The sequence below is a fragment of the Xenorhabdus sp. SGI 60 genome (assembly GCF_056632175.1).
Map to the genome: position 1 here is coordinate 2,325,868 of NZ_CP196860.1, position 25,185 is coordinate 2,351,052.

Consider the following 25,185-nt stretch of genomic DNA (forward strand, 5'->3'; position numbering starts at 1 on the left):
CACAAATTGCGAATGTTTTTTGATCAAAAATGACCATAGTCAGGGCGCGAGCATACTCTGATTAATTTTCACCCAAAGAAAACGCTTGCCCGATAATCATCACACCAACTCGCTTTTTTAAGCTTATTTCTTTGGCTGGGTGCACCGCAATCGCACTGTTTAACCATATTCAGCACGATACGTCGAAATAAAGCCAGATTCTCAACGGCTCCATCCAGAACAATCCGTGAATCATCTTCTTTAAAAACAACATCAAGGATATAGTGCTGACTATTTTCAATCCGCCAGTGTTGGCGAATGTAGTACCCCAATAATTTATGCTTGGGCGAGAGAGAACTCACATAATACGAGGTCTCTACCGTTCCTTTGCCCTTTTGTGTCCGGTGGCGTTCAACGGCAATAATACTGCGGATTGTCGGCCACTTATCTGCCAGTTCTGGTGGCAGTTTTGCCTTTAACTGAAAGACATAGCGCTCTTCCCGTCGACCATGCGCTTCTTGCTTTATTTCCGTGATAATTTTTTCTTTACCCGCATCAAACACTGCCTGAAATTGAGACCGGACAGCCTCCCATAGATGAGGCTGATTTTTCTTCACCTGAACAACGACATGCGCCTTTTTTTCACTGAGCTTTTCCAGCGTTTGGCGCTGACAATGCAAGGCATCCAGCGTCACGATACTGCCTTTCAGATTAAGGAGTTCCAACATCTGTTGGACGATACGGATCTCTCCATTTTTCGTGGCCGTCGCTTTTTGGCTTAGACAACCATGAAAATTCATCTGACACCAGAACAAAAACGTGCCCTCGAATTGATGCATGATACAACTCGTGACAGTCGAGTCAGTGATCGCATCAAGGCCGTGCTTTTGGCGTCAGAGGGCTGGACTGTCCAGATGATTGCACAGGCCTTGCGTATTCATGAAAGTACGGTAAGCCGTCACCTAAAAGATTTCATCGCGCAGGAAAGCTCACCCCGGAAAATGGCGGCTCTGAAAGCCATCTCTCTGCCGAACAATCCGCCGACCTGATTGACTATTTGACGGCAAATTTGCTGCATACCACCGCTCAAATTATGGCCTATGTCCGAACACGTTGGTCGGTTTCTTTCAGCGTGGGCGGAATGACGAAATGGCTTCACCGCCAAGGTTTCAGCTACAAAAAACCAAAGGGAGTGCCTCATAAATTCGATGCGAATAAACAGTAACAATTTATTGATGACGACCAGTCTCTGAAAGACGGAGCGGGTCAGAATGGCTGGATGAAAGCAGGAAAAAATCAGGTATAGTTAGTCAAGACCAAGGCAGTAGTACCCGTCTCAATATTCTGGTGCCCTCAATTTACAACGAATTGAAGACACCAGTAATCCGGGAATATCCGAGGAATCAATGCCGAAAACATCGCGTATTTCTTCGGCGCGCTCCGGGAAACTTACTCGCTTTCGCAAAAAATCCATATTATTTTGGATAGTGCGGGTTACCACCGGGGGTAGACCCAACAGTCGTGTCACCAGCCGCCATTTCGATTATGGAAGGTTAAGACGGGCATTCATATCAAGGTCGAAACGTCCATAGGGATTGACGTGTTCCCATATCAATGGCGTCAAAGCAGCATAATCTCGGAGCGTAAATTTCCTTTCCCAATGAGGTTGGGACAATACTTCCTGAATCATCAGCGTGTTGATGTAAATCATGCAGTTTTGGAGCAGGTGCAGTGCCAGCATACTGATTTCATGATCTTCACGGCGGTTACAGTATCCATCGTCTCGTCTCATGCGGTAAATCTGGTCATGATGCCTGTTGCAGAAAAAGCAAACCTATAGCAGAATCAACATAACCTGACACATTCGATGTGCTCGGTGAACAACTCATCAACTGAACATCTTTTTTGTCTTCTTATCGCTTTTGCCCCACCCCATTTGTGTTCTATGGGATTCAAGTCCGGACTATAAGCGGGCAGCCACTCTAATTGAGATTGACTCTCTGCTATCCAGCACTATATTCTTGATGTGGTTTTTAAAGAAGATGATTCACGGATTGTTCTGGAGGGGGCGGTTGAGAATTTGGCCTTATTCCGGCGTCTCGTTTTGAATAGGGTCAAACAGTGCGATTGCGGGGCCCCCAGCCAAAGAAACAAGCTTAAAAAAAGCGAGTTGGAGTGATGATTATCGTGCAAGAGTTTTCTTTGGATGAAAATCCATCAGAGTATGCTCGCGCCCTGCCATGAACGTAAACGCTCAATTAACCCGTGCAATTCACATAATCTCGCTGATATTCACATTCCACGGGAGCAGATCGTGCAGGGGATCACCGGATTGGCGTTTGGGGAGTTCGGTGAAAATATGCCGGAAGTAAAAATACGGATTGATGTCATTGGCCCGGCAGGTCATCACCAGACTGTATAAATTCGCGCTGGCAAATGCGCCTGCTGCTGAAGTCGAAAAAATCCAGTTTTTGCGCCCGGTGGTGAACGGACGGATATCCCGCTCGGTAATATTATTGTCAATGCTGATATGCCCGTCTTCCAGATACATTATTAGTTTCGGCCACTGATTCAGCGCATAGGTGATCGCCGTGCCGATAGCACTTTTCGGCAACACCGTCTGACTCGCCTCCGTCAGCCAGTCGTGAAAGTTTTTCAGCAGAGGACAGGCTTTTTCCTGCCGTAACCGTCGTCGTTCATCGGGGCTGAGTAATCGCGCTTCCCGTTCAATGCCGTACAGTTTGGCGATAAACGTCAGTGCCTGCTCAGCGCGGCCGGCTTTTTTACCGGCCTGTACTTTCTGGGCATCGGTAAATTTACGCCGGGCATGGGCCATGCAGCCCGCGTGTTTAACGGATTTCAGGGTATCATAAGCGGCATAGCCATCCGTCAGCAGATACCCCGCATAATCACCCAAAAAATCCGCGACACAGCGACTACTGCGGCTTGGCTGATAGTCAAAAATCACCGCCGGATGCGCCGCAAATTCACCACTGCGATACACCCACATGTAGGATTTGCTTTGCGCCAGGCGATCGACTTCGCGAAGCACCTGCACCGGCGTTTCATCCGCACAAATCAACGGTTCACTGAGCAAGTGAGTCCGCATCAGGTCAACCAGCACATGCACTTTGCGCCCGAGCTGGACACACCAGTTCGCCAAGGTACTGCGGCTGATTTCAATCCCGGAGCGGGCTAAAATATCGGCCTGCCGATACAGGGGCAGCGCATCGACATATTTCGCCGTGACTATCGCGGCCTGCGTGTCCGGGCTGGCGATGGTCCGGGGTAACAGGCTGGGCGGAACCGGTGCCGTGATGATGTTGCTGTGGGCTTCGGTTTTGTCACACTGCCGGCAGGCGTATTTGGTGCGTTCGTGACGAATGACGCTCACTTTTTGCGGGATGATTTTCAGCGTTTCTGACGTTTCGGTGCCGCAGGCATGCAATGGTTCACCGCAACAATCGCAGTGCGGCGCATTCAGCGTATGACGCAGCACTTCCCGCGCCAGCCCGGCCGGCAACGGCTGACGGCCTTTTTTGTGATGCGCCGGGGCCGGTTTCGGCAGGCTCTCCTGCTGTTCCGCTTTCGTTGAACGTCCCTTTGTCGGCCTTTTCGCTCTGTTTACCAAAGCGTTTTAATTTGCTGAGGTTAAGCTGTTCGAGCAGATGTCTGAATTTGATGATCTTTTTCCTGAATATCGGCCTGAAGCTGATAAATCAGGGCTTTTTAGTTGGTCAATATCATCAGGCAGGTCAGTCATGACTCAGGCTCTCAGAAGGAAAATCTGAGTGTGACAGCGCCACGGGGATCATGCAAATGAGCAAATGAAGGATGCAGTGTCACCGGTCACACTTTTAATTCCCGCAAGGGCTGATGAGCGCGGGAATGGGATAAGGTCAGCCCGGAAAGCAGCCAGTTCAGTTGCTGACGAAGGATGTGCACCGGTGCCATCCGACACCGGAGACGGCCACTGGAAGCGACCTTTTTCCAGCCGGCGATAGTAAAGCCAGAAGCCATTGGTGTCCCAGAACAGGATCTTGAGTTTATCGCGCTGGCGATTACAGAAAATAAATCCGGCTTCACTGAGCGGATCTAACCCCAGCGCATCAACCACACTGGCCAGCCCGTCGATGGATTTTCGCATGTCAGTCTGGCCAGACACCAGATAGATGTTGCCAACCGGTATCATTGCAGCGCCTCAACCCAGTGGCGGATCTGTACAGTGGATAACGCCGCGGGTAACTCAACCCGGATCCCGTTAGGCAGGCAGAGTATGACGGGATGTCCGGTATCCGGGAACTCATCAAGCACAACGGGATGCAGGCGCTGCGGTTCAGACTGTTGCCGAAGTTTTTTGGACCAATAGTAAAAGGTGGCGAGATTAATCTCATGGTGCTGGCAAAACGCGGTCACCGTCAGTCCGCTCTGCTTCTGGGAATCAATCACCGCTGCCCAATGTTGCTGTTTTTCAGTCAGTGTCATGGTGGTTTTCCTTATCAATAAGAGAAAACACACTATGACAAAAGATTAATGCGCTGGGTATGTGGGGTTAATTGCGCGGTTACGTTAAAAAAAGGTGCTGAAATAACAGCACCAAAATATGTGACACCCCAAAATTGAAGTTATTCTTTTTTATCTAACGGAAAAGGGACAGGATGTTTCGTGTTGTAGTTAAAGGTATACATTGCTGTTATGACCATCATGACAACGAGTGTCCATACCACTTCTTTTGCTCCGGTTCCCAAAACTGCCCAGATGCAATAAATGAAGGCAATAAACGTAATGATGATATATCGCGTTTTCTCTTGCCCAAGATGACCATGACCAATTAACAGCAACGCTGCACAGGTATACAGGTAAGGTATCAAGGTAAAAATCACAGAGACGGAAGAAACCAAGCCAAATTCTTTCGCGGCATTTGGCGAAATACTACTGAGTTGGAAAAGCGTCATTAAAACACCCAATATCAACAAACCCGCAACTGGCGTTCCGGCTTTGTTCACTTTGGCAAAGATTGAAGGAAACAGCCCATCATCTGCGGCAGCTTTGGCAGTTTGCCCTGCGAGCAATGTCCAGCCGCCCAATGATCCCAAACAGCCGGCCGCCGCACAAAAGGCAACTACTGCTCCTGCGGTATCGCCCAACGCCAATCGGGCAGCATCGCCAAAAGGTGAAGAGGAGATTTTCAACGCCGCGTTAGGGATCATGCCCATAATCACGCTGCTGGACAGCACATAACAGACGGCAGCAATCAGCACACCACCAATAGTCGCGATCGGCACGTTACGTTTAGGATTTTTGACCACACCAGCCGCAACAGAAGCACTTTCAACGCCAATAAAAGACCATAATGTGACGTTTAAAATACTTTGAATCGCGCCAAAGGTATTCAATCCACTGACGTTCCACGCATCCATATAGGTCTTACCGTTGAACCAGAACCAACCCAATACGGCGGTTGCTACAATCGGAATCAATGCTAAAGTGGTCGCTACCGCTTGCACTCGGGTAATAACATGTGGCCCGATAATGTTCAAAATGACAAATATCCACAGTATGACTGTACAAGTGATGGTTAAAATAATGGGATCTTTCAGGACAGGGAAAAAATAGCTCAGGTAACCCACGCCAATCACAACCATAGCGATATTACCGATCCAACACGCCAGCCAATACAAAATATTCGTCTGATAACCTAAAAAAGGACCAAAGGCCCGTCGTGCATAGGCATAAGACCCCCCCGGGCTGTCATCCAGTGAGGAGATTTTCGCATAGACGATTGATAACCCCACGGCACCAATAATAGTCACCAGCCATCCAAGGATCGCAATACCGCCTGTTGAAGCCAGGCTGGCAGGCAGCAAAAAAACGCCCGATCCCATGATGTTACCCGCAACCATCAGAGTAACGGGGATCAATCCGACTTTTTTTGCCTCTGAAACATTTGCCTCTGAAACAATAGCCATAATCTATCTTCCCATTTTCACTTTTTTATACACATAACGTGATAAATGCCGTTGATAATCTCTGTGCCTTCCGTTTCATGCTCAAAACCAGGAAATTCATGATCCCACTTTTGTAACGCATGCAAATATCCAATTTGGGGACTGGTTTTATCACCAAAGTTTTCGCCTGAAAGCAGCATGGGAATACCGGGCGGATATGGAATGATAGCGTTCGCCGCAATGCGATGAGGTAAATCGTCCAGGGCCACCATTTCCACATTATTGGTCACAATGGCCTGATAAGCGGCTCGCGGAGTCATTTCCATTTTGGGTAAACCAGCATATGCCCGATTCAGTTTTTCACCCGGATTATTCTGTCGCAAATAATCGAACATTTTATCGCCTAACTCTTTCAATCCTAATTGCTCATACACTTCCGGGCGCTGCTCTACCAAATCTGGCAACACCTTATTCAAGGGCGTATTAGCATCATAATGATGTTTGAAAGACAACAAGGTGTTAAGCAATGTTCCCCATTTTCCTTTGGTGATCCCCATTGAAAACAGGAACATAATTTGGAAGTCTGTCGTGCGGGTCGGTACGATACCGTGCTGGCTTAACCATGCGGTGACTAATGCGGCCGGCACGCCCTGTTTTTTCAACTTACCATTATCTCCCATGCCCGGAGCCAATATGCTGACTTTAATCGGATCAAGCATACTCCAGTTATCCGGCAAATCTTCAAATCCGTGCCAACTGTCTCCCGGACGCATTACCCAACAACTTTGTTCTTTCGCCAGTAATTCCTTTGGCGCATCCTCAAAGGCAATTTTCTTACCGGTTGCAGGATCTGTCACTTTTTCCTGATTCCAGGGTTTAAAAAACCAATCTCCCTTCTTATTGAAATCTCGATTCAAGCGTGCTAATGCCTGACGAAAATCAATGGCTTCCTCAATGACTTCCTGCGTTAATGAGTAACCGCTGTTGCCATCCATCATCGAAACGGCAATATCGTTTGAAGCGCAAATCGCATACAGAGGAGAAGTTGTTGCATGCATCATATAAGCTTGGTTAAACCTTGAAAAATCCACAGGTTTGCGTCCGTCCCGTACGTGGATAAAAGAGGCTTGAGATAGTGCATTCAACAACTTGTGAGATGAATGGGTAGCAAAGACTGTCGGCCCGGAGTGGTTTTTTGGATCTCCACGCATGGCAAAATGATCGTGATAGATTGGGTTAAACCGCGCATAGCCATACCACGCTTCATCAAAATGTATTCTATCGACGCTTTTATCCAATAACTCCTGTACATGTTTGACGTTATAACAGACACCATCATAGGTACAGTTTGTCACTACGCTATAAACGGGTTTCTGGCTCGCTATGCCCTGAATCAGTGGATTTTGTTTCAGTTTTTTCTGTAATGTTTTAACCTGCATTTCTTGTGGATAGATAGGCCCGATGATGCCATAGCGGTTACGACTCGGCAGCATATAAACCGGTTTGGCGCCTGTCAGTATCAGCCCTTGCTCAATGGATTTATGGCAATTTCGGTCAATGATCACCACGTCATCTTCGGTCATGCACGCTTGCATAATCGTGCGGTTAGAGCCTGACGTCCCCACCACGACAGAATAAGAATGGTCTGCGCCAAACACTCTGGCGGCGTTTTTTTCACTTTCACCAAATGCACCGGAATGATCTAATAGCGAACCCAATGAGGCTCGTTCAATTCCCATATCGGTACGGAAAAGATTCTCCCCATAATAGTCATGATAAAAGCGGCCAACCGGTGTTTTATTAAATCCGACTCCCCCTTGATGCCCAGGCGCCGCCCAGGAGTATTCATAGGTTCGGCTGTATTTCATCAACGCTGACATTAAAGGAGGAAATAATTGTTGACGATAACGCTGCATGGCAGCAATAGCCCGACCCGCGATAAAAGCCGCTGAATCTTCTAATATCCAGGCAAATTCAGTTAACTGTTCCAATAATTCATGATTTAGCAAAAATACCGTTTTTTCCCGATCACTTAACAAAAAGACCGGAACATTTTCCTGTCGTTCAAATAATTTATTTAATATTCTCTGTACTTGAAGATATAAATCATCATCCATGAGTGCACAACTTATCATTAAACAATCAAACGGCTCATTGGCAGAAATTATTGTATAGCTATCATCAAAAGAATCAGCAATAACAACATCAACATCTTTCTCGATTAATTTATCTGCCAACCTATGCACAGCATTTTCAACATAGTGACTATGATACCGTGTACCCACTTCATTTTTTGCTATCAATACTTTCATGGCATTATTCCTTACTCTATCTCTACTTGAACTGACAGGATAAATTCAGTGTTACTTGGCAATGACCATCGAATAGTTGATACGATCAAGGAAATTTTATGATGCTAAAATGAGCTACAGAAAAAATCACCAACAATATAATTGTTTAAGTTAACTATTTGTTAAAATATAATTTTACTATTAAAAATCACATTGATTAATATAGTGTCTATTTGAATTTGTGCAATTCATTTGTTTTTTGTCTATCTCTAAAATTTGGCGTTTATGGGTTTAGTAAGAGCCAGAGCACAATAGCGTAACCATGTGGATTTTCTTTACCAGCGTTACTATGAAAGGGTACGGGACGTCATTAAGTCAGTGTTGATGATGCCTATCACTAAATTATGGGAACAATAATGAAAGAACATCCTGATTTATGGGCCGATTTATTAAACGGCCTAAGAAACGCTTGGCCGCAAATTTCTGGTTCTATTTTGGCCGTCATGATCTGTTACGGCCGGCTTATTTATGACGGTGTGGAGCGGAAAAATCGCTGGGTCGAGCCGCTACTATGTGGAGCGCTGTCGTGGGGATTTTCCAGTGGACTGGAACTATTTGGTATTCCAAACAGCATTTCACCTGCCCTCGGCGGTGCCGTTGGTTTTATGGGCGTAGAGAAAATACGAGAGTTTGCCATTCGTGCCATCAATAAACGTTTAGGAGATAACAATGACAAGAGGGATTCGTAACCACAACCCTGGCAATATCCGTCATAGAGACAAATGGCAGGGTTTGCGTGATATCCAGACAGACAAATCATTTTGTCAATTTGTGGCACCAGAATATGGCATACGGGCGATGCTAAAAATTCTGCGCAACTACGAACGCAAATACGGGGACAATACTATTCGCCAGTTTATTTCCCGCTGGGCACCACCGAATGAAAATAATACCGAGAGTTATATCGCTTATGTCTGTAAATCAGTTGGCATAGCTAGCAGTGCCGTGGTGGATGTAGAAAATGTCGCCACGATGAGCCGACTGGTTAAAGCGATCATTCAAATGGAAAACGGCCAACAGCCTTATCCCGATGAGGTGTTTAAGCGAGCATTTGAATTGTTATAAGTTCTAATCACCGCCAGTAGGCGGTGATTTTCAACAGTATTGTATCCCTCTTACCCGCAATTATAAAAATCCGCTAAAATATAACTTGCTTAATATTCGAGATCATGCGTTAATAGCGGAGTCGGTTTGAAAGACAGACCTCATACAAAGCAGTTTATTAAAGCAGTTCTCATCCTCAGGCGTTATCCCAGATATCCCTTCTTTTTGAGTTTCTACGTTAAGCGCTAAGTAGTTTCTGTAAAACAAGCCATATTCGCCTAAAAAGGCTCAATTAAAGGAAATATCACATGTCTAATAAAATGACTGGTTTAGTAAAATGGTTTAATGCGGATAAAGGTTTTGGTTTTATCTCCCCTGCCGATGGAAGCAAAGACGTATTCGTACACTTCTCCGCAATTCAGAGTAACGACTACCGTACTCTGTTCGAAGGCCAGAAGGTCGAGTTCTCCATCGAGAAAGGTGCCAAAGGCCCAGCAGCAGCAAACGTTGTGCCTACAGCGTAAAATATTCCCTGAATCCCTTCCTCTGCGATAACGAAGACGGCCTCAGGCTTGAGTAGACAGAGTGACGGGATGTCAGAATATTTTCAGTTGCCGGTATGGATAAAACCAGACCGGTTTCTGAAACATCCCTCCAGTGTTCCCGTGCTAGTTAATCCTTTTTCTGGCGAGGGGATATTTATGCCAGATGCCTTCAATATACCGCCAAAAAGATTATATAAGAACAAAACACTATATATAGGGATTTGGAGATTTGATTCTTAAGAGTCTTATATGATAACCCCATAGGCACGCCATCAGCATTTTCAAAACTCCTTATATCTAACTTTAATCTCTGACTCTATTCAAAAATTCCCCAAACGACACTTATATCAGTATTTTTTATACAAATAATCAAAAAATACACAAACTCATTCCCTTATAACAAAAATCAAAAAAACAAAGCATCCGTTTATGAAAGCGTTAGTTAGCCAATCATATTCTAGCGTGCAGCACTGTTACATAACTCAAATTTAATTTATTAGCATGACTAATTATTATCACGAGCAGGAGTTAAGCAATGCCTATGCCACGTAATAGTAACAATAATATTAAATTCCCACTCAGTTCTCCCCAGCAAGTCGTCTGGCTCGACCAGATCTTCCGTCCTCATAGCACCTGCTATAACTTAGGTTCAGTGATTCTTGTTGAGGGAAAATTGGATGACGCGCTGTTAGTACGCGCTGTTGAGACCGTTGTTTATCGTCATGATGCATTGCGTTTACGACTTGTTAAAACTCAGGAATTACCACGGCAAGACTCACCGAGGCCTTGTCTGTATCCGTGACAATCCACGATTTCTCAGGTTATGCTGATGCTGAAGAACAAGCTGAACAATATATCCGTACTGCCTTCATACGCCCGTTTGATTTGTACAATGAACTATGGCGTTTTGCACTGTTACGGGTAAGTGATAACCGTTGGTACTTCCAGTTTTGCTGTCATCATCTTATTGGCGATACGACGACTTTAAGACTTATTTCCGAAGAAATAGCCAATACGTATACTCGGTTAAGCAGAGGAAAGAAATCGACAAAAGCGGCGCCCTCTTATCTCGACTTAATTAATGAAGATAATGCCTATTTAAACTCACAGCGCTATCGACAAGACCAGCAATTCTGGTCAGAGCGCTATAAAAATTTACCGCCTGCCTTAATTCAGCCATCAAATTTAGAGAAAACAACAGATAGCGAACATACCGAACCTTTAATTTGGCCACTGGATAAAACGCTCTTCCAGCGAATCGAAGAGATTGTCGCTGCACATGGATTGTCTGTCCTGCATTTTATGTATGCCGCGCTGGCTTGCTATTTTTCACGTACTGCTTATTCGCTGACAAACCGTACCGAAGATGAAGATATTGTTATTGGTATTCCCGTAGATAACCGTAAAAACAGCAAACAAAAACGCACGGTGGGGATGTTTTCATCGGTGATTCCGGTCGGTATAACTGTTTCGCCCCATGATACTTTCCTTGATGTGATGAGCAAAACTGCAACAGAATTGCGGCGTTGCTACAAACATCAGCGTCTTCCCCTCACAGAAATCAATCGTCTCACACAAATCCAGCAGCAGACCGGACGCACCCAGTTATTCGATATCATGCTGTCATTTGAGCGGATAGGAGTGAACGCCGATATACCCGACGCCACACTCAAATACTCAAAAATACAACGTGGTGCAGCGTTTCCTCTGACTATCGCAGTCCACCAATATGCCTTTGCTAACAGTGAGGATGCACAGAAACCGGTCACCCTTGAGTTTAATTTTTCGCCCAATTACCTGAGTCGTGCTGAAGTGACAGCACTCCAGTCCCGTCTCATGGTGTTGATAGAAGCCGCCCTGACGTCTCCAAAAACCCAGATCCGATGCTTACCTCTATTATCGCTAACAGAGCAGCAACAATTACTGGTGGATTTCAATGCCACACAGATAGATTTCCCACAAGAGACCCTGATCCATCAATTGTTCGAAGCACAAACGGCAAAAACACCCAACGCAACAGCCGTCGTGTTTGCCGAGCAATCCCTGAGCTATGACGAGCTTAACCGCCGAGCCAACCAACTGGCTCATTACCTGATTGCGCAGGGAGTGCGGCCGGATGATCGGGTCGCTATTTGTGTCGAACGCAGTCTGGAGATGATAGTCGGCTTTCTGGCTATCCTCAAATCTGGCGGGGCTTATGTGCCGATTGATCCCACTTATCCGGCCGAACGACTGGCCTATATGCTGGAAGATGCCGCCCCGGTGGCTTTACTGACCCAATCAGTGCTGGCCCGGTCAGAGTGGCTCGCTCAGTTTAACGCCTTGCCAACGGTCTTGCTGGATAACCAAGAACCGTATCTGGCAACACAACCTACTGATAATCCAGCGCCTCAAGCCTTGGGGTTGACGCCCCGCCATCTGGCTTATGTCATTTATACTTCCGGTTCGACCGGTCAACCGAAAGGGGTAATAATCAAACATCATAGCCTGTGCAATTTAGTAACCGCCCAGCAACATGCCCTGACACTCACTGCCGACAGTCGCGTCTTACAATTCGCCTCCAATAGCTTTGATGCCAGTATTTCGGGAATATGTCCATGGCTTTAATGACGGGTGGGCGTCTCTATCTCGTTAATGACCCGCGGCGGGTGTCCGGCGACAGCTCTCTAGCTGATCCAGCGACATACTGTATGACCGCATTTTTCTGACCTTATTTCGCTTCAGCATCTGACCTGTAACCGCCAGTTACAGTGATGACGACTTTGCCTGTCTGGCGCATATCGTGCAAACCTTGCTGGCGGGCAATTGCGTATCAGACTGTCCATAACCCGCTTAGTCAAACAGGCTGGTCGGCCGGTCAGATAATCACTATGGGCCGACAGAGATTCACGTTGTCACAGTCTATTCCTTCGCTGATTCCATCGCAAAATAATCCGCCCCCGATTGGCCGCCCGATAGCCAATACCCGGATTTATATTCTGGATGCACACGGCCAACTTGTTCCTCGCGGTGTGGCGGGAGAAATTTATATTGCAGGTGTCGGCGTGGCTCGCGGTTACCTGAATCGCCCTGAACTCACCGCCGAACGTTTCCTCGCTGACCCGTTCTCTTCCACCCCCAATGCGCGGATGTACAAGACTGGCGACCTCGGTCGCTGGCTGCCCGATGGCAATATCGAATACCTCGGCCGCAATGATTTTCAGGTCAAACTACGCGGTTTCCGCATTGAGTTGGGGGAAATAGAAGCCAGACTGACCCAATGTGACGGGGTACGCGAAGCGGTGGTGATTGCTCGCGAAGATGAACCCGGCCAAAAGCGACTGGTGGCCTACCTGTTACCACAGAAAGATGTTGAATTGGTGCCGGCTGAACTACGCCAGCAACTCGCCCAGCATCTGGCTGACTATATGCTGCCCAGTGCTTTTGTCACGCTGACATCCTTCCCGTTGACCCCCAATGGCAAGCTAGATAGCAAAGCCCTGCCTGCCCGATTTATCGGCCGTGATAGTTAGAGATTATGCCGCCCCCGAGGGCGAAATAGAAATCACCCTGGCCCAAATTTGGCAAGCGTTGTTAGGTTTGGAACAAGTGGGTCGTCACGATCATTTCTTCGAACTCGGTGGTCATTCCCTGCTTGCTACCCAACTGGTAGCACGATCCGCCAACGGTTAGCGCGAGAATTGCCATTACAGCAACTCTTTGAGCAACCTGTTTTGATGCATTTGGCTCAGACGCTCACAAATACTTCAACTATGGCTCAAGTAGTGATCCCTGTCGCTGACCGCAGCCAGTCGTTACCCCTGTCCTTTGCTCAACAAAGACTGTGGTTCCTGGGGCAACTCGATCCGGCGGCCAGCCTGGCATACCATATTCCTGTAGCATTGCGCCTGACGGGGCAGCTTAATCGCCCTGCCTTGACCCGTGCATTTGACCATTTGGTCGCCCGTCATGAAAGTTTGCGTACCCGCTTTGTACTGGTTTCCGGTCAACCTTGCCAGCACATCGATGCGGCTGATATCAGTTTTGCCCTGCCTTACCAGGATCTGCGTTTATTACCATCTGAAGCACATCACAATTTTATTGCGGAATTAACGGCACTCGAAGCTCAGACGCCTTTTGACTTTACCCAAGGTCCGCTGCTGCGTGGACACTTACTTCAACTGACAGACGAAGAGCATGTCTTACTGCTCACCCAGCATCATATTATTACTGATGGCTGGTCCGTCGGTGTGCTGATGCATGAACTCAGTGTTTTTTACCGCGCCATCCTTGATGGTCAAGACGCGCCTTTACCGCCCCTGCCGATTCAGTATGCCGACTATGCCGTCTGGCAGCGTCACTGGCTGCAAGAGGAAAAGGCCACGCTCACGGCACAACGTGATTTCTGGTGCTCCCAGCTTACAGGCGCCCCTGCCTTACTGACACTCCCGACCGATCGACCGCGCCCGGCAGTACAATCCTTTATTGGCAGCCGAGTCCCTGTGCACGTTGATGCAGACTTATTGGCCTCACTGAAAAAACTGGGATTGCGCCATCACACCACGTTGTTTATGACGGTGCTCAGTGCCTGGAGTCTCGTATTGTCCAGGCTTAGCGGGCAGGATGATATTGTTATCGGTACGCCGGTAGCTAACCGTCCGCATCATGAACTGGAAGAGTTAGTCGGTTTCTTCGTTAACACGCTGGCTTTACGCATTACCTTCAATGATGATCTCAGTGTGGCCGATCTGCTTGCCCAGATTCGGGAGCGGGCACTGGCGGCTTATGCCCATCAAGATTTACCCTTTGAGCAAGTGGTAGAAGCGCTCCAGCCCGAACGCAATCTCAGCTATAGCCCGATCTTTCAGGTGATGCTGGCCTTAAATAACACCCCCGCCCAGCCAGACACTGGCATTTCCTGATGTCCAATCACCCCATTGAGCAAATTCAGACCAGTGCTCATTTTGATTTGACCTTGTCACTGAGTGAAACCGAGGCCGGTCTGGTCGGTGAACTGGAATATGTCACCGATTTATTCGACACCACCACCGCTGAGCGGATAGTCGGTTATTTCAACAATGTGCTGACCGCCATGGTAGCGGATGAAACCCAACATATTGCCACTTTGCCGTTACTGCCCGCCTCAGAACGGCAACAACTGCTGGTGGATTTTAATACCACTCAGGCCGATTTCCCGCAAGACGCGTTGATCCACCTGCTTTTTGAGGCGCAAGCAACACAGAATCCCATACTACCGCGTATTTGAGGAGCAAACCCTCAGCTATGGCGAGCTTAATCGCCAAGCCAATCAGTTGGCCCATTACCTGATTGCGCTGGGGGTGCATCCAGATGATCGGGTGGCGATTTGTGCTGAACGCAGTCTGGACACCATCGTGGGCTTGCTTGGCATCCTCAAGGCTGGTGGGGCTTATGTCCCACTCGATCCGTCCTATCCTACCGAACGGCTGGCCTATATGCTCGAAGATGCCGCCCCCGTGGTGGTGCTAACCCAGACGGCACAAGTCCACAAGCTGCCCAACACCGTGCCGGTAGTTTTACTTGACCGTTTATTTGACAATCAAGAACCGAAGTGGGTATCACAGTCAACGGATAACCCCGACATACAAGCACTGGGACTGACATCACGTCATTTGGCCTATGTTATTTACACGTCAGGCTCGACGGGGCAACCGAAGGGGGTGATGGTCGAACACCGCAATGTCCTCCGTCTTATCGTTAATAGCGGGTTTGCTGATATTGCGCCAAATGACTGTGTCGCCCATTGTGCCAATATCGCTTTTGATGCCTCGACCTGGGAAATTTGGTCTGCCCTGCTCAATGGGGCACGCTTGCATGTGGTTCCACCATCGGTGCTGCTTAATCCGGTGCGGTTCTTCAATGTACTGGTAAGGCAAGGACAGGTCAACGCGGCACTTTGGTTAACAGCCGGTTTATTTAACGAATATCTGGATAATCTCCTTCCCCTGTTTGGGCAGTTACGTTACCTGCTTGTCGGCGGTGACTTGATCCGAGAAAGATACAACAGGTGCATTTATTTTGTCGCCCAGCCCGCGCATCTGATAAATGGATATGGTCCAACAGAAACCACAACATTTGCCGCCACCTATGCGATGACGTCCCCGGTTGATGTCACCCATTCCATTCCTATCGGCCGTCCAATTGCCAATACCCAAATTTATATTCTGGATACGTGTGGTCAGCCTGTTCCCCCTGGGGTAGCGGGTGAAATCCATATCGCGGGTGATGGTGTCGCCCGTGGCTATCTGAATCGGCCTGAACTCACCGTTGAACGCTTCCTGACCGATCCGTTCTCTTCCACCCCCAATGCGCGGATGTACAAAACCGGCGATCTCGGTCGCTGGCGGCCCGATGGCAATATCGACTACCTCGGCCGCAATGATTTTCAGGTCAAACTGCGCGGTTTCCGTATCGAGTTGGGAGAAATTGAGGCAGGACTGACCCAATGTGACGGGGTACGTGAGGCGGTGGTGATTGCTCGCGAAGATGAATTCGGGCAAAAGCGACTGGTGGCCTACCTGTTACCACAGAAAGATGTTGAATTGGCGCCCGCTGAACTGCGCCAGCAACTCGCCCAGCACCTCGCTGATTATATGTTGCCCAGTGCCTTTGTCACACTGGACACCTTCCCTCTCACGCCAAACGGAAAACTCGACCGTCAGGCGCTGCCAGCCCCCGATTTATCGGCGGTTGTCGCTCGCAACTATGAAGCCCCCGTCGGTGAGAGAGAAACCGCTCTGGCGCAGATTTGGCAAAAACTCCTGGGACTCGAACAGGTCAGTCGCCATGACCATTTCTTTGAACTCGGCGGCCATTCGCTGATGATTGTCAGCCTGATCGAAGAGTTGCAAAATCTTGGCTGGCAACTCCATGCTCGCAGTGTCTTCGCCGCCCCCATTCTGACCGATATGGCTCAGGCTATCCAGCGTGATGCCAATACCTTTGTCGTGCCACCCAACCTTATTCCTGAGAACTGTACGGCCATTACCCCCGATATGCTGCCACTGGTTTCGCTTTCCCAATCCGAAATTGATGCCATCATTGATACCGTTTCCGGCGGAGCGAGTAATGTACAGGATATCTATCCACTGGCTCCGTTGCAGGAAGGCATCCTGTTCCATCATCTGTTACAGACACAAGGTGATGCCTATTTATTACGGATCGTATTTGCCTGTGACACTCGCGAATATCTTGATGCCTTTCTGGCAGCTTTACAACAACTTATTGATCGTCATGACATCCTGCGCACAGCGGTTTATTGGCAAGGGCTGGAGCAGCCAGTTCAGGTGGTCTGGCGTCAGGCATCGCTGACTATCTGTGAATTCACCCCTGCCCAGACGGACGATATTCTAGCGCAGTTACTGGCTCACACTGATCCACATCAGCATCGTATTAATTTGAACCAGGCGCCCCTCTTTGCCGCTGATATCGCCTGTGATCCCACACAAAATGAGTGGTTGCTGGTGCTGCGCTTCCATCATCTGGTCAGTGACCATATGACCTCAGATCTGATTTTCGCCGAGATTGCCCAGATACTACAGGGCAATGCCAAAACATTGCCCCCCATGCTACCCTACCGCAACTTTATTGCCCAAACATTAAGTGTGCCCGTGGCAGAGCATGAAGCCTATTTCCGTAGCCGACTGGCGGATATTGATGAACCCACCGCCCCCTTTGGGATACTCAGCGTACCCAGCAATAATAGTGCTATCAATGAAAATAGCCTTCTGCTTGACTCCACGTTGGCACAGGCCATCCGCACTCAGGCGCGTCGGCTGGGCGTCAGCCCCGGAGTCCTGTTCCATGTGGCCTGGGCGCAGGTATTGGCCCAAACCAGCGGCCGCGATGATGTGGTGTTTGGCTCCGTGCTACTGGGTCGTTTGCAAGGCGGCGCAGGGCATTCGCATACTGGGGATGTTTATCAATACGCTACCCCTGCGTATCTCTCTGGATGGGCGCACAGTACAGGAAATCGTGCAGGAGGCCTATCACAATTTAAGTACCTTGCTGGAGCATGAGCAAGCCCCATTGGCACTGGCACAACGGGGCAGTAGCGTGACTCCACCGCTACCGCTGTTCAGTACCCTGCTCAATTATCGCCATAGCCAGGCTGACAAGGATAATCATAGACACCCCATATGGACAGAAATGCGCCTGGTCACGGCTGAGGAACAGACCAATTATCCCATTACCCTGTCTGTGGATGACTTTGGGGATGATTTCCAGCTGACAGCCCTGACCGTCACCGACATTGCGCCCGAACGCATCAATACCTATCTGACGACGGCCATCAGCGGTTTAATCGATGCCCTGGTTCACAACCCACAACAAGCGATCCAGACTATCCCCATCTTACCGGCGGCAGAGCGGCAACAACTGCTGACCGATTTCAATGCCACTCAGACCGACTTCCCGCAAGACGCATTGATCCACCAGCTGTTTGAGGCACAAGCCGCCCTGCATCCCGATAGCATTGCTGTCGTCTATGAAGACCAGACACTGAGCTATGGTGAATTAAACCGCCGCGCCAATCAACTGGCGCACCATCTGCTGGCGCTGGGCGTACAACCCGATGACCGGATCGCCATTTGTGTTGAACGCAGTCTGGAGATGGTGGTGGGATTCTGGGTATTCTCAAGGCCGGCCGCTTATGTGCCACTCGACCCAACTTATCCACTCGAACGGCTGGCTTATATGCTGGACGATGCGGCACCGGTGGTATTACTGACCCAAACGTCACTCATTGACAAGACAGGCACCAGCCTGCCTATCGTGCTACTTGATGCCCCTGTTTTCGGCTATCACGCGGAAAATAATCCTATCCCCAAGCACTGGGGCTGACCTCACATCATCTGGCGTATGTCATCTATACCTCTGGCTCAACCGGCCAGCCCAAAGGGGTGATGGTTGAACATCGTAATGTCGTTCGCCTGATCATCAATAATGGCTTTGCCGATATGGGACCTGACGACTGTATTGCCCATTGCGCCAATGTCTCATTTGACGCCGCCACCTGGGAAGTGTGGGCTGGTCTGGTTCATGGCGCGCGCATTTTGCTCATCCCGGAAAAGACCCTGCTACAGCCCACTCATTTTGGTCAGTGTCTGTCATCGCAAGGGGTCACTGCCCTCTTACTGACTACCCGTTTAACCAATATGCGAATCTAATTGGACTATCACTCTCTGGCTTACGCTATGTCCTTTTCGGCGGTGAACAGGCGGATAACCGCCCTGCTATTCATCTCAGAACCGAATTCCCTCCCAAACATTTATTGCATGTGTATGGGCCAACGGAGACCACCACGTTTGCCACCGCCTATGAGATCCCGGCCATGGCAGATCAGGAAGTTGACGGTAAGATCCCTATCGGCCACCCCATCGCTAATACCCAGATTTATATTCTGGACGCGCAGGGTCAGCCCGTTCCTTGCGGTGTGGCGGGGGAAATCCATATCGCCGGTGACGGGGTCGCCCGCGGCTACCTGAACCGGCCTGAACTGACCGCTGAACGCTTCCTGGCTGATCCATTCTCTTCGAAACCTAATGCTCGCATGTACAAGACCGGCGACCTCGGTCGTTGGCTGCCCGATGGTAATATCGAATACCTTGGCCGCAATGACTTTCAGGTCAAGTTGCGGGGCTTCCGTATTGAGTTGGGAGAAATCGAAGCCAAACTCAACCAATGTGACGGCGTGCGTGAGGCGGTGGTGCTGGTTCGCGAAGATGAACCCGGGCAGAAACGGCTGGTCGCTTACCTGCTTCCACAGGAAGGGGTTGAACTGGTGCCCGCTGAACTGCGCCAGCAACTGGTTCAACATCTGGCTGACTATATGTTGCCCAGCGCCTTTATCTCGCTGGACGCCTTCCCGCTCACGCCTAACGGCAAGCTGGATCGTCGTGCCTTGCCTGCGCCAGATGTAGCGGCCGTGGTGACCCGAGATTATGCCGCCCCCGTAGGCGAAACAGAAATCGCTCTGGTCGAGATTTGGCAAGACTTGCTAGGCTTAGAACAGGTGGGACGTCATGATAATTTCTTCGAACTGGGGGGCCATTCCCTGCTGGCTGTCCAGTTGGCGGCTCGCATTCGTCAACAACTGGCTCGCGAGTTGCCATTACAGCAACTCTTTGACCAACCGCTTTTGATCGATCTGGCTCACGCGCTGACTGATACGGCAACCACCTCTCGGGTAAACATCCCCGTGGCTGATCGCAACCAGCCGTTGCCCCTGTCCTTTGCTCAACAGCGTTTATGGTTCCTCGCTCAACTCGATCCGGCGGCCAGCCTGGCCTATCATATTCCGATGGCGTTGCGCCTGACCGGTCAGCTTCATCGCCCAGCTCTGACCCGCGCTCTTGACCATCTGGTCGCCCGCCATGAAAGCTTGCGTACCCGTTTTGTGCTGATTTCCGGTCAACCTTGCCAATATATCGATCCGGCAGATATCGGCTTTGCCCTGTCTTATCAGGATCTTCGGGCTCACCAGACGCCCGTAACAACCGTATTACCGAAGTCACGGCACTTGACGCGCAGACGCCATTTGACCTGGCCAAGATCCGTTGCTGCGGGGTCACTTGCTGCAACTGACCGATGATGAGCATCTCCTGCTGCTTACCCAACATCATATTATCTCGGATGGCTGGTCCATCGGTGTACTGCTGCATGAACTCAGTACCCTTTATCGCGCCATCCTTGACGGGCAAGATACACCTTTACCGCCATTACCCATTCAGTATGCCGACTATACCGTCTGGCAGCGAACATGGTTACAAGACGCCGTTATTACTGAACAACGTGATTTCTGGAGCAACCGGCTGGCTGGCGCACCGGCCTTACTGACATTACCCACCGACCGGCCCCGTCCTGCGGTACAAACTTATGCGGGCAGCCGATCCCAGTCCACATTGATGCAGCATTACTGGCTTCGCTTAAAGAACTGGGACAGCGCCATCACACCACCTTATTTATGACGGTACTCAGTGCCTGGAGCATCGTCCTCGCCCGGCTCAGTGGGCAGGAGGATATTGTTATCGGTACACCGGTAGCTAACCACCCGCATCATGAACTGGAAGGATTAATCGGATTCTTCGTCAATACGCTGGCTTTGCGTATCACGCTGGATGATGCCACCAGTGTTGCTGACTTGCTCGCCCAAGTGCGGGAACACGCTTTCGCGGCCTACGCTCATCAGAATATACCCTTTGAACAGGTGGTGGAACTCCTCCAGCCCGAACGCAGTCTGGGTTACAGCCCAATCTTCCAAGTGATGCTGGCCTTAAACAACACGCCGCAGCACTTATCATGCCAGCGGCCGCGTTACCTGATCTGCAACTCTCACACGTTGCGCAGGAATACCAGCGTGCACACTTTGATTTAACCTTCTCCCTGACCGAAACCGAAGCCGGTCTGGTCGGTGAACTGGCTTATACCGTGGATTTATTCGACGCCACAACCATTGAGCGCATGGTCGGTTATTTAACGAATGTGCTGACTGCCATGGTAGCCGATGAAACCCAACTGATTACCGCCCTGCCCATGCTGACGGTATCGGAGCGGCAACAACTGTTAGTGGACTTCAATGCTGCCCAGACAGATTTCCCGCAAGACGCGTTAATCCACCAATTGTTTGAAGCACAGGGCGCACAGCATCCCGATAGTATTGCTGTCGTCTATGAAGACCAAACACTGAGCTATGCTGAATTAAACCACCGCGCTAACCAGTTGGCTCATCATTTGATTGCGCTGGGCGTACAACCCGATGACCGGATTGCCATCTGTGTTGAACGTTGTCCAGAGATGGTGGTCGGCTTACTGGCTATCCTCAAGGCAGGCGCCGCCTATGTGCCGCTCGATTCGGCCTACCCCGCCGAACGGCTGGCTTATATACTGGAAGATGCCACTCCGGTGGCTTTACTGACCCAAAGATTTATTGTGAATCTAACAGCCCCTTACCTGTGGTCTTGCTGGATAGCCCGGAACTGAGCCTGACAGCCCGGCCGACGGATAATCCCGATGTACGCGCGCGGGGTCTGACATCCCGTCATCTGGCCTACGTGATTTACACGTCGGGTTCGACCGGCCAACCGAAAGGGGTGATGGTCGAACACGCCAATGTCACTTTCAGCTCGCCGATAGCCGCTTGACGGTATCCTCAGTGATGTCAAGACGTCTTCCCTCGTTTTTCTCGTTTGTTTCGATTTCTCCGTCTGGGAATTGTTGCTGGCTTACGGTGGCCGGCTGGTCATTGTCTCAGCAGAATGTTCCCGTTCACCGCACCGGTTTTATTCTGTCCTGTGACTGAACCGTCACACCCCCAGTGCTTTCCGTCCTCTGATTGCCGCTCAGGATGCGACTGCGCATTCCCTGCGGTGCATCATTTTTGGCGGCGAAGCGCTGGAATTACATACTCTGGCACCGTGGGTAGAGCGCAACCCGGACGGCAAACCCGTGTCAATATGTACGGCATCACCGAAATCACCGTTCATTCTACGCCTACCTACAGACGCACCGATAGTTCACTCAATTGACCAGGGCGTTGTGATTGGTCAGCCTCTGGCGGATCTGCAGCTCTATATCCTCGATACCCACAGCCAACCGGTGCCATTCGGTGTGGCGGGGGAAATCTATATCGCCGGTGACGGGGTCGCGCGCGGCTACCTGAACCGGCCTGAACTGACGGCCGATCGCTTCCTGACCGATCCGTTTTTCCCAGACTCGGCTGCCCGCCTGTACAAGACCGGTGACTCGGGACGCTGGCTACCCGATGGTTCGATTGAATACCTCGGCCGCAATGATTTTCAGGTCAAGTTGCGTGGATTCCGCATTGAGCTGGGGGAAATCGAGGCCCGACTCAGCCAATGTGACGGTGCGTGAGGCAGTGGTGCTGGCACGCGAAGATGGCCGGGGGGCGAGAACGGCTGGTCGCCTATCTGCGGCCACTGGAGGGCGTTGAGCTGTTACCGGCTGAACTGCGCCAGCAACTCGCCCAACACCTTGCCCAATATATGTTACCCAGCGCTTTTGTGACATTGGCAACACTTTCCCGCTCACCCCTAACGGTAAACTCAACCGTCAGGCTCTGCCTGCTCCTGATTTATCCGCGGTAGTCACGCGCAGCTATGAAGCCCCCATCGGTGAGACAGAAATCGCCTTAGCCCAAATCTGGCAAAAACTCCTGAGGTTGAAACAGGTCAGCCGCCATGACCACTTCTTTGAGCTTGGCGGCCATTCGCTGATGATTGTCAGCCTGATAGAAGAGCTGCGCAATCTGGGTTGGCAACTTGATGTTCGCAGCGTGTTTGTCGCGCCGGTCCTCATTGATATGGCTCGGACTATACGGCGTGAGGTCAGCACTTTTGTCGTGCCCCCCAACCGTATTCCCGAAGATTGCACAAATATTACGCCCGATATGTTGCCTTTGGTTGTCCTGTCCCAAACTGAAATTGATGCCATCGCTACCACTGTTCCGGGCGGCGTCACCAATGTGCAGGATATCTATCCGCTGGCTCCATTACAGGAAGGTATCCTGTTCCATCATCTGTTACAGGCACAAGGAGATAATTATCTGCTGCAAAGCTTGCTCGCGTTCGATACCCGTGAGCACCTCAATGCCTTTTTAGCGGCACTGCAACAGGTTATCGACCGCCATGATATCCTGCGCACCGCCGTTTGCTGGCAGACGCTGGCACAACCGGTACAAGTGGTCTGGCGTCAGGCACCGACTGGCGGTTAACATTTTCAACCCCGCTACAACGGTGACGTTGTTACTCAACTCAAGCATCATACCGATCCACACCAGCATCGTATCAATTTAAATCAGGCCCCCCTCTTTGCCACTGATATCGCCTATGATCCGGCACAAGATGAATGGTTGCTGGCGCTGCGCTTTCATCATCTGGTCAGTGACCATATGACACTGGAGCTGATTCTGGCGGAAATCGCGCTTATCTTGCAAGGTAAAACGGAGAGGCTGCCATGGTACTGCCTTATCGCAACTTTATTGCCCAAACATTAAGTGTGCCCGTGGCAGAACATGAAGCCTATTTCCGACACTGGCGGATATTGATGAACCCACGGCCCCCTTTGGGGTACTCAGGATACCGAAATAACGTGCCAGTGATAATAATGCTGTCACTGTGGCTGATCCCGCTTCCTATCGCCCCTAATTTGGCCAAAGCCATCCGCACTCAGGCGCGTCGTTTGGGCGTCAGCCCGGGAGTCCTGTTCCATGTGGCCTGGGCGCAGGTATTGGCCCAAACCAGCGGCCGCGATGATGTGGTGTTTGGCTCCGTGCTACTGGGTCGTTTGCAAGGCGGCGCAGGGGCTGATCGCATACTGGGGATGTTTATCAATACGCTGCCCCTGCGTATCTCTCTGGATGGGCGCCACAGTACAGGAAATCGTGCAGGAGGCCTATCATAATCTAAGTACCTTGCTGGAGCATGAGCAAGCCCCATTGGCACTGGCACAACGGTGCAGTAGCGTAGCTCCACCGCTACCGCTGTTCAGTACCCTACTCAATTATCGCCATAGCCAGGCTGACAAGTATGAATCCATAGACACCATATGGACAGAAATGCGTACTGTCGCGGCTGAGGAACAGACCAATTATCCCATTACCCTGTCTGTGGATGACTTTGGGGATGATTTCCTACTCACAGCCCTGACCGTCACCGACATTGCGCCAGAACGCATCAATACCTATCTGACGACGGCCATCAGCGGTTTAATCGATGCCCTGGTTCACAACCCACAACAAGCGATCCGGGATATCCCCATCTTACCGGCGGCAGAGCGGCAACAACTGCTGACCGATTTCAATGCCACTCAGACCGATTTCCCGCAAGACGCGTTGATCCACCAGCTGTTTGAGGCACAGGCGGCGCCCTGCATCCCGATTGCTGTCGTCTATGAAGACCAGACACTGAGCTATGGTGAATTAAACCGCCGCGCCAATCAACTGGCGCACCATCTGCTGGCGCTGGGCGTACAACCCGATGACCGGATCGCCATTTGTGTTGAACGCAGTCTGGAGATGGTGGTGGGATTATTGGGTATTCTCAAGGCCGGTGCCGCTTATGTGCCACTCGACCCAACTTATCCACTCGAACGGCTGGCTTATATGCTGGACGATGCGGCACCGGTGGTATTACTGACCCAAACGTCACTCATTGACAAGGACAGGCACCAGCCTGCCTATCGTGCTTGACTCTGTTTTTGACAATGACCCCTGTTTTCGGCAAACGCGGAAAATAATCCTGATCCCCAAGCACTGGGGCTGACCTCACATCATCTGGCGTATGT

15 protein-coding genes and 6 pseudogenes are annotated in these 25,185 nt (G+C 50.1%); 13 read left to right on the top strand and 8 right to left on the bottom strand.

The window, feature by feature from the left end:
• Positions 1 to 68: 68 nt before the first annotated feature.
• Positions 69 to 761, bottom strand: a pseudogene (locus tag ACSJJG_RS10845) (ISAs1 family transposase); the annotation flags it as partial.
• Between the two features lie 6 nt (positions 762 to 767).
• Between ACSJJG_RS10845 and ACSJJG_RS10850 the strand changes: the two are divergent.
• Positions 768 to 1,201, top strand: a pseudogene (locus tag ACSJJG_RS10850) (helix-turn-helix domain-containing protein); the annotation flags it as partial.
• Between the two features lie 321 nt (positions 1,202 to 1,522).
• On the opposite strand, the pseudogene ACSJJG_RS10855 reads toward ACSJJG_RS10850, so the two are convergent.
• Together ACSJJG_RS10855 and ACSJJG_RS10860 are read right to left on the bottom strand one after the other, a co-directional pair.
• A pseudogene (locus ACSJJG_RS10855) lies at positions 1,523 to 1,786 on the bottom strand (Tn3 family transposase); the annotation flags it as partial.
• A 38-nt stretch (positions 1,787 to 1,824) separates the two neighbouring features.
• The gene (locus ACSJJG_RS10860; RefSeq protein WP_481090424.1) at positions 1,825 to 1,986 is read right to left on the bottom strand and encodes a transposase; all 162 of its coding nucleotides are present in this window, start codon (positions 1,984 to 1,986) and stop codon (positions 1,825 to 1,827) included.
• Between the two features lies 1 nt (position 1,987).
• Here ACSJJG_RS10860 and ACSJJG_RS10865 point away from each other — a divergent pair.
• Positions 1,988 to 2,189 (top strand): annotated as a pseudogene (locus tag ACSJJG_RS10865) (transposase); the annotation flags it as partial.
• 62 nt (positions 2,190 to 2,251) lie between these two features.
• On the opposite strand, the pseudogene tnpC reads toward ACSJJG_RS10865, so the two are convergent.
• The 5 genes and pseudogenes from tnpC to adiA all read right to left on the bottom strand — a co-directional run bounded on the left by tnpC (position 2,252) and on the right by adiA (position 8,239).
• Positions 2,252 to 3,742: pseudogene (gene tnpC / locus ACSJJG_RS10870) on the bottom strand (IS66 family transposase).
• Between the two features lie 48 nt (positions 3,743 to 3,790).
• Positions 3,791 to 4,171, bottom strand: a complete 381-nt coding sequence (gene tnpB / locus ACSJJG_RS10875) for an IS66 family insertion sequence element accessory protein TnpB (RefSeq protein WP_481089365.1) — start codon at positions 4,169 to 4,171, stop codon at positions 3,791 to 3,793.
• Positions 4,168 to 4,464 carry an IS66 family insertion sequence element accessory protein TnpA gene (tnpA, locus tag ACSJJG_RS10880; RefSeq protein WP_481088608.1) on the bottom strand — a complete coding sequence of 99 codons (297 nt, stop codon included), beginning with the start codon at positions 4,462 to 4,464 and terminating at the stop codon, positions 4,168 to 4,170. Before tnpA ends, tnpB begins: the two co-directional genes overlap by 4 nt.
• 140 nt (positions 4,465 to 4,604) lie before the next feature.
• Positions 4,605 to 5,948 (bottom strand): arginine/agmatine antiporter, encoded by a 1,344-nt coding sequence (adiC, locus tag ACSJJG_RS10885; RefSeq protein WP_481089366.1) that lies wholly within the window; start codon positions 5,946 to 5,948, stop codon positions 4,605 to 4,607.
• 17 nt (positions 5,949 to 5,965) lie between these two features.
• Positions 5,966 to 8,239 (bottom strand): arginine decarboxylase, encoded by a 2,274-nt coding sequence (adiA, locus tag ACSJJG_RS10890; RefSeq protein WP_481089367.1) that lies wholly within the window; start codon positions 8,237 to 8,239, stop codon positions 5,966 to 5,968.
• A 395-nt stretch (positions 8,240 to 8,634) separates the two neighbouring features.
• Here adiA and ACSJJG_RS10895 point away from each other — a divergent pair, with 395 nt between their 5' ends.
• From ACSJJG_RS10895 to ACSJJG_RS10945, 11 genes and pseudogenes are all read left to right on the top strand, one after another.
• A complete protein-coding gene (locus ACSJJG_RS10895; protein WP_481089368.1) occupies positions 8,635 to 8,967 on the top strand; it encodes a phage holin, lambda family in 333 nt (110 codons plus the stop codon).
• Positions 8,948 to 9,343 carry a structural protein gene (locus ACSJJG_RS10900; RefSeq protein ID WP_481089369.1) on the top strand — a complete coding sequence of 132 codons (396 nt, stop codon included), beginning with the start codon at positions 8,948 to 8,950 and terminating at the stop codon, positions 9,341 to 9,343. The genes ACSJJG_RS10895 and ACSJJG_RS10900 overlap by 20 nt, the downstream gene beginning before the upstream one ends.
• A gap of 287 nt (positions 9,344 to 9,630) precedes the next feature.
• A complete protein-coding gene (gene cspG / locus ACSJJG_RS10905; RefSeq protein WP_481089370.1) occupies positions 9,631 to 9,846 on the top strand; it encodes a cold shock protein CspG in 216 nt (71 codons plus the stop codon).
• Between the two features lie 556 nt (positions 9,847 to 10,402).
• The gene (locus ACSJJG_RS10910) at positions 10,403 to 10,669 is read left to right on the top strand and encodes a condensation domain-containing protein (RefSeq protein ID WP_481089371.1); all 267 of its coding nucleotides are present in this window, start codon (positions 10,403 to 10,405) and stop codon (positions 10,667 to 10,669) included.
• Positions 10,654 to 12,474 carry a condensation domain-containing protein gene (locus tag ACSJJG_RS10915; RefSeq protein ID WP_481089372.1) on the top strand — a complete coding sequence of 607 codons (1,821 nt, stop codon included), beginning with the start codon at positions 10,654 to 10,656 and terminating at the stop codon, positions 12,472 to 12,474. Before ACSJJG_RS10910 ends, ACSJJG_RS10915 begins: the two co-directional genes overlap by 16 nt.
• Before the next feature lie 332 nt (positions 12,475 to 12,806).
• Positions 12,807 to 21,989 (top strand): annotated as a pseudogene (locus ACSJJG_RS10920) (amino acid adenylation domain-containing protein); the annotation flags it as partial.
• Between the two features lie 256 nt (positions 21,990 to 22,245).
• Positions 22,246 to 22,755, top strand: coding sequence for an AMP-binding protein (locus ACSJJG_RS10925; RefSeq protein ID WP_481090425.1), 510 nt, complete (start codon positions 22,246 to 22,248; stop codon positions 22,753 to 22,755).
• Positions 22,752 to 22,988: a hypothetical protein gene (locus ACSJJG_RS10930; RefSeq protein WP_481089373.1), complete on the top strand. Its 237-nt coding sequence runs from the start codon at positions 22,752 to 22,754 to the stop codon at positions 22,986 to 22,988. Before ACSJJG_RS10925 ends, ACSJJG_RS10930 begins: the two co-directional genes overlap by 4 nt.
• A gap of 74 nt (positions 22,989 to 23,062) precedes the next feature.
• Positions 23,063 to 23,614, top strand: coding sequence for a condensation domain-containing protein (locus tag ACSJJG_RS10935; protein ID WP_481089374.1), 552 nt, complete (start codon positions 23,063 to 23,065; stop codon positions 23,612 to 23,614).
• A gap of 242 nt (positions 23,615 to 23,856) precedes the next feature.
• Positions 23,857 to 24,303: a condensation domain-containing protein gene (locus ACSJJG_RS10940; protein ID WP_481089375.1), complete on the top strand. Its 447-nt coding sequence runs from the start codon at positions 23,857 to 23,859 to the stop codon at positions 24,301 to 24,303.
• Entirely contained in the window at positions 24,284 to 25,090 is an 807-nt protein-coding gene (locus ACSJJG_RS10945) for an AMP-binding protein (RefSeq protein WP_481089376.1), read from the top strand. The genes ACSJJG_RS10940 and ACSJJG_RS10945 overlap by 20 nt, the downstream gene beginning before the upstream one ends.
• Positions 25,091 to 25,185: the final 95 nt, after the last annotated feature.

Excerpts from the sequence above, each read along its gene's own strand:
- tnpB (WP_481089365.1), bottom strand. The coding sequence starts at position 4,171 with ATGATACCGGTTGGCAACATCTATCTGGTGTCTGGCCAGACTGACATG.
- tnpA (WP_481088608.1), bottom strand. The coding sequence starts at position 4,464 with ATGACACTGACTGAAAAACAGCAACATTGGGCAGCGGTGATTGATTCC.
- adiC (WP_481089366.1), bottom strand. The coding sequence starts at position 5,948 with ATGGCTATTGTTTCAGAGGCAAATGTTTCAGAGGCAAAAAAAGTCGGA.
- adiA (WP_481089367.1), bottom strand. The coding sequence starts at position 8,239 with ATGAAAGTATTGATAGCAAAAAATGAAGTGGGTACACGGTATCATAGT.
- ACSJJG_RS10895 (WP_481089368.1), top strand. The coding sequence starts at position 8,635 with ATGAAAGAACATCCTGATTTATGGGCCGATTTATTAAACGGCCTAAGA.
- ACSJJG_RS10900 (WP_481089369.1), top strand. The coding sequence starts at position 8,948 with ATGACAAGAGGGATTCGTAACCACAACCCTGGCAATATCCGTCATAGA.
- cspG (WP_481089370.1), top strand. The coding sequence starts at position 9,631 with ATGTCTAATAAAATGACTGGTTTAGTAAAATGGTTTAATGCGGATAAA.
- ACSJJG_RS10910 (WP_481089371.1), top strand. The coding sequence starts at position 10,403 with ATGCCTATGCCACGTAATAGTAACAATAATATTAAATTCCCACTCAGT.
- ACSJJG_RS10940 (WP_481089375.1), top strand. The coding sequence starts at position 23,857 with ATGGTACTGCCTTATCGCAACTTTATTGCCCAAACATTAAGTGTGCCC.